The sequence below is a fragment of the Victivallis sp. genome, from assembly GCF_048170485.1.
In the GTDB taxonomy this organism is placed as follows: Bacteria; Verrucomicrobiota; Lentisphaeria; order Victivallales; family Victivallaceae; genus Victivallis.
In genome coordinates, this window is sequence record NZ_DBEXAY010000043.1 from 1 (window position 1) to 4,971 (window position 4,971).

Annotated in this window: 5 protein-coding genes; 4 read left to right on the forward strand and 1 reads right to left on the reverse strand. The window is 62.8% G+C overall.

All coding sequences use genetic code 11. The features are described 5' to 3' along the window. The 4 genes from thiD to ACMLHG_RS02290 all read left to right on the forward strand — a co-directional run. Nucleotides 1-817 (forward strand): bifunctional hydroxymethylpyrimidine kinase/phosphomethylpyrimidine kinase (gene thiD, locus ACMLHG_RS02275; RefSeq protein WP_417169410.1); only part of this gene is annotated, 817 nt, incomplete at its 5' end. After that, the gene (locus ACMLHG_RS02280; RefSeq protein WP_294435124.1) at nucleotides 818-1,774 is read left to right on the forward strand and encodes an N-acetylmuramoyl-L-alanine amidase family protein; all 957 of its coding nucleotides are present in this window, start codon (nucleotides 818-820) and stop codon (nucleotides 1,772-1,774) included. A 37-nt stretch (nucleotides 1,775-1,811) separates the two neighbouring features. Further along, nucleotides 1,812-2,795, forward strand: coding sequence for a LacI family DNA-binding transcriptional regulator (locus ACMLHG_RS02285; RefSeq protein ID WP_294435126.1), 984 nt, complete (start codon nucleotides 1,812-1,814; stop codon nucleotides 2,793-2,795). Nucleotides 2,796-2,896: 101 nt separating this feature from the next. Next, nucleotides 2,897-4,108: an iron-containing alcohol dehydrogenase gene (locus ACMLHG_RS02290; RefSeq protein ID WP_417169411.1), complete on the forward strand. Its 1,212-nt coding sequence runs from the start codon at nucleotides 2,897-2,899 to the stop codon at nucleotides 4,106-4,108. A gap of 13 nt (nucleotides 4,109-4,121) precedes the next feature. Here the strand turns inward: ACMLHG_RS02290 and ACMLHG_RS02295 are convergent, their stop codons facing one another. Further along, nucleotides 4,122-4,877 (reverse strand): SDR family NAD(P)-dependent oxidoreductase, encoded by a 756-nt coding sequence (locus ACMLHG_RS02295; protein WP_294435129.1) that lies wholly within the window; start codon nucleotides 4,875-4,877, stop codon nucleotides 4,122-4,124. Nucleotides 4,878-4,971: the final 94 nt, after the last annotated feature.

Sequence of the window (4,971 nt, forward strand, 5' to 3'; positions counted from 1 at the left end):
CACCATCGCCGGGAGTGACTCCGGCGGCGGGGCGGGCATCGAAGCCGATCTGCGGACCTTCAACGCGTTCGGCGTCTACGGGTGCGTGGCGCTTACGGCCGTCACCTCGCAGAATCCGCTCGAGGTGCGCCGGGTGGACCCTGTCCCCGCGGAAGGGGTCCGGTGTCAGATTGAAACGGTGATGGACCGGATTCCGGTCCGTTTCGCCAAGAGCGGCATGCTCTGCAATGCGGAGATTGTCGAAACGGTGGCCGAAGTGGTCGAGGAACGCGGACTGCGTCTGGTCTGTGACCCGGTGATGGTTTCCACCTCCGGCGCGCGACTGCTGTCGGAAGAAGCGGTCGAACTTGTCCGGGAACGGCTCATTCCGCTCGCAGACTGGATCACGCCGAACATTCCGGAGGCGGAGCTGCTGCTCGGGCGCCGGCTTTCCGGACCGGATGATTTCCGCCGGGCCGCGCTCGAGTGCCATGAGCGCTGGGGCGTTTCGGTTCTGCTCAAGACCGGTCACGCCCGCAACGGAGGAAAATCCGCAGTCGACTTCGTCTGCCGGGAAGGGCGGGTTTACCGGCTCGGTTCGCCCCGGCTCTCCGGCGTGGAGACCGCTTCGCACGGGACCGGCTGCACGTTGAGCTCCGCGCTGGCGGCGGCCTTTGCGCTGGAACTCTCGTGGGAGCAGGCGCTCTGCGAAGCGAAAGCGTTCGTGCTCGGTTCCCTGCGCGAAGCGGTGATGATCGCTCCGAAGATTCCGGCCATGTATCCGCCGGTCGAAGACAGCGTCGGAGAGGTCCGGCTCGAACCCGCGGAGGGGCGCTGAGTGGGTGTGCGATTTCTGTGGATTGCGCTGCTTGCCGTCGTGACGGCGGGAGCGGTGGAAGCGGCGGGGGTGCGGACCGTCACCGTTTCCGGCCGCAGTTATTCCAATTTGTATGATGTGGCGATGCGTCACAGCATGCGTTTTGCCCGCACCAAAACGGCGCGGGTGCTCAGTGACCGCACCGACCGGCTGACGGTCTACCAGGAGAAACGGTACATGTTTCTCAATGGCGTGCGCATTTCGCAGTGCTTCAGCCCGATTGTGCGTGCCGGGACGGTTTACGTAAGTTCGCTCGATCTTGCCAAGACCATCGATCCGCTGCTCGGCTCCCGGAAAGGGTTCCGCCATTCGATCCGGACGATCATGCTGGACATCGGCCACGGAGGAAAGGATCGGGGCGCCGCCGGGAGAAGTTCGCTGGAAAAAAACATCACACTCCGGCTCGGCCGCCGTCTCGGCGCAATTCTCGGCGCCTGCGGCTACCGGGTGATTTTGACGCGGAACTCCGACGTCTACCTCGATCTGGACAAGCGCAGCGCTCTGCAGCGCAAGTACGGGGCGGATCTTTTTCTCTCTCTGCACATCAACTCCGCCGCCGACCGGTCGGTGAAGGGGGTCGAAACCTTCTGCCTGACGCCCGCCGGCGCGCCTTCCAGCAACGGCGGCAAGACGATCTGGACGAAATACAACGGCAATGCCTTTGATTCCAACAACATCGTGCTGGCGTACAGCATTCAGCGCTCGCTTCTTGCGCGGACCGGTGCGACCGACCGCGGCGTCAAGCGGGCCAGATTCGCCGTGCTGCGCGACATTCGCTGTCCCGGCGCGCTGATCGAGGTGGGGTTTATCTCCAACCGGCAGGAAGAGCTCAATCTGAACAGTGCCGCCTACATCGAAAAGCTGGCCCGGGGAATCGCCGACGGAGTCATCAAATATCACCGGTCGCTGGCAAAGTAGAGGGCGACCGGTCACGGCAGAGGGAAAGGAAGCTGGCGTGAGCCGCAGAAAGACGGAAGTGGGGATCCGGGAGATCGCGCGCGAGAGCGGCGTTTCCCCCGCCACCGTGTCGCGGGTGCTCCGGGGGCTCCCCCATGTGAGCGAAGCGGTGCGGCTTCAGGTGCTGACGGCGGCCGGGCGGCTCCATTACCACCCGGAACCGCCGGAGGAGAGAGGCGCGGTCGCGGTGATCCTGCCCGCGCTTGCCGGAACGGCAGTTCTGGGAAACTACCACGATCAGCTTCTGCCGCCGCTGCTTTCGGAGATCCACGGACGGGGATTCCAGAGTTTTCTGGTTCCGCTGGGCGACCTCGGTCTGCTGCGCCGCTGCTTCCCGGTCGGTGCGGTCGCCTGTGCGGCCTACAACGACATCGCCAGAAATTGGGACAACCGGTTTGCCATTCCGCTGGTGGTGATCAACAACCTCGGCGGCGAGGTGCAGAACGCCTTTTCTGTAAGTTCCGACGAGGAGCAGGGGATGTCGCTGGCCGTGGAGTATCTGGCCGGCCGCGGACATACCCGGATCGGTCTGCTGATCGACGGTTCCCCGGAGGGGACGATCTCCAAACAGCGCCGGCGGGCCGGTTTTCTGCAGGCGGTCCGGAAATTCCGCTGTGAAAATGATCCCGCATTGATCCAGAACGGAATTTCCGAAACCTGGCTGGAGGAGATCGGGCGGATCATCCGGGCGGGGGCCACCGCGCTGATCTCCTGCGGGGAGGGCAGCGGTCTGCGGGTCGATTTCGCCTTGAACCTCTTTCGGAAAAAGGTGCCGTCGGAACTCTCCGTCATCTCCTTTGAAAACAGCAGCTCCCGTTTCTGCACGCCGCCGCACACGACGTTGAGCCAGGATTTTGCCCGGATTGCGTCGGAATCGCTCGATCTGCTCGAGACGCTGCTTCACGATCCGGCACAGGGCGTGTCGCGGCAAATTCCCTATCGACTGGTGGAGCGGGAGTCGGTCGCCGGCCGGGAGAGTTGAGAAAAACCCGGCTGTCAACGCTTGAAAAATCCCGGTTTTGTGGTATGGTAGTCGAACGGCCCGTAAGGGCGGGTTCCAACCAAATTGAGGAGGGTTTTATCATGTGGGATACTGGAATGGATATCCGTGATGTGCAGGTAATCCGGACTCGTACCGATGTCTACTTCGGCGTGGGCGCCATCGACTCCATCGACGCAATTGCCGGACAGATGGCCGCCCGGGGAATCAAAAGCGCTTTGGTCGTCACCGGCCACAGCGCGTATAAAGTGACCGGCGCCTGGGCAAAGATTGCTCCGGCGCTTGACCGGGTGAACATCCGTTACGCCGTGTACGACGGCGTCACCCCGAATCCCACGACCGGTCAGGTGGATACGGCGGTCGCACTCGGGGCGGACATTGAAGCGGGCGCGGTGATCGCCATCGGCGGCGGCAGCGCCATCGATGCCGGAAAGGGGGCGGCGATTCTGCTGCGGAACCCCGGGAAGACGGCCGCCGCGCTGTTCAATTGTGAATTCGCGCCGAAGGAGGCGCTGCCGATTCTGGCGGTCAATCTGACCCATGGAACCGGCTCCGAATCGAACCGCTTTGCCGTGGTGACCGATACGGAGAAGAACTTCAAACCGGTCATCGCCTTCGACTGCATCTATCCGACCTGGGCGATCGACGATCCTGCGCTGATGGCGACTCTGTCGGAAAAACAGACCCGCTTCGTCAGCATCGACGCGGTGAATCATGTGATCGAGGCGGCGACCAGCCGTTCCGTCAATCCGCTGGCGGTGATGCTGGCCAGTGAAACGGTGAAACTGGTCTCGAAGTACCTGCCGCTGGCGCTCCGGGAGCCGGGCAATCTGACGGCTCGCTATTTCCTGGCTTACGCGGCGATGATCGCCGGGGTCGCCTTTGACAACAGCCTTCTGCATTACACGCATGCGCTGGAGCATCCGCTGAGCGCGGTTCGTCCGGATCTCGCACACGGGCTCGGTCTCTCGATTCTGCTGCCGGCGGTCGTCAAGGAGATCTATCCGGCCCGTTCCGTTGTGCTGGCCGATCTTCTCGCGCCGATCGTGCCGGGGCTGACCGGCGTGCCGGGCGAGGCGGAAAAAGCGGCCAAGGGCGTGGAGAAATGGCTGGTGTCGGTCGGCGTCTCCGAGAAGCTGGCGGATTTCGGATTTACGGCGGACGATGTGGACAGTCTGGTCGATCTCACGCTGAAGACTCCGTCGCTTTCGGGGCTGCTTGACCAGGCGCCGACCGAGGCGAACCGTCTCTCGATCGCCTCGATCTACCTGAATTCTCTGGGGTGGATTTCGTAAGGCGTTTTTGCCTTTAAATAATGGTGTAGCCGCCGTCGGCCAGCAGGTTTGCTCCATAGACGAATCCGGCGTCGTCGGAGGCGAGAAAGAGCACGGCGCGGGCGATCTCTTCCGGTCGCCCGAACCGGCCGAGCGGCTGCAACCGGAGGAAGGATTCCATTCCTTTTGCCTCGTCACCGGTATCGCGTGCTCCGGCGTGAAGTCCCGGGGTGTCGGTGGTGCCGGGGGCGATGGCGTTGACGCGGATGCCGTGCGGCATCAGGGCGATGGCCGCGGCCCGGGTGAATGCGGCCACTCCGCCTTTCGAGGCGTGATAGGCGATGTAGCCGGGGGAGCCGACGAACGCGAACGTGCTTGAAAAATTGACGATGACGCCCGGATGACGGTGCGCGATCATGAGTTTCGCCGCCTCACGGGTGAAGTGAAAGGTTGCGGTAAGATTGATGTCCAGCACCTTGCGGAACTCTTCGTCGGAGGTTTCCAGCAGTGGCTTGTTGAGTTGACTGGCGGCGTCATTGATCAGAATGTCGATGGTGCCGAGATGGCTGACTGCGGTTTGAAGCGCTTCGTCAGCCTGGCGGCTGTCGGAGACGTCACAGGGGAGGAACAGCGCTCTGCCGTTCAGCGCGGCTGCGGCTGCTTCGCCGTTCCTGCGGTCGCAGTCCAGAATTGCGATGCGGGCGCCTTCTGCGACGAAGAGTTCCGCGACGGCGCGGCCGATTCCGTTGGCGCCGCCGGTGATGACGGCGCATTTCTGTTTCAGTTTCATGGGAACTGACTCCTTGGCGGGTTGTGAAAATATCGAATAATTTAGCATTATTTTCGTTGAAATCAACGGGGGATGGACAATACACGGATTGTCC

Coding starts and splice junctions, on each gene's coding strand:
- ACMLHG_RS02290 (WP_417169411.1), top strand. CDS start 2,897: ATGTGGGATACTGGAATGGATATCCGTGATGTGCAGGTAATCCGGACT.
- ACMLHG_RS02295 (WP_294435129.1), bottom strand. CDS start 4,877: ATGAAACTGAAACAGAAATGCGCCGTCATCACCGGCGGCGCCAACGGA.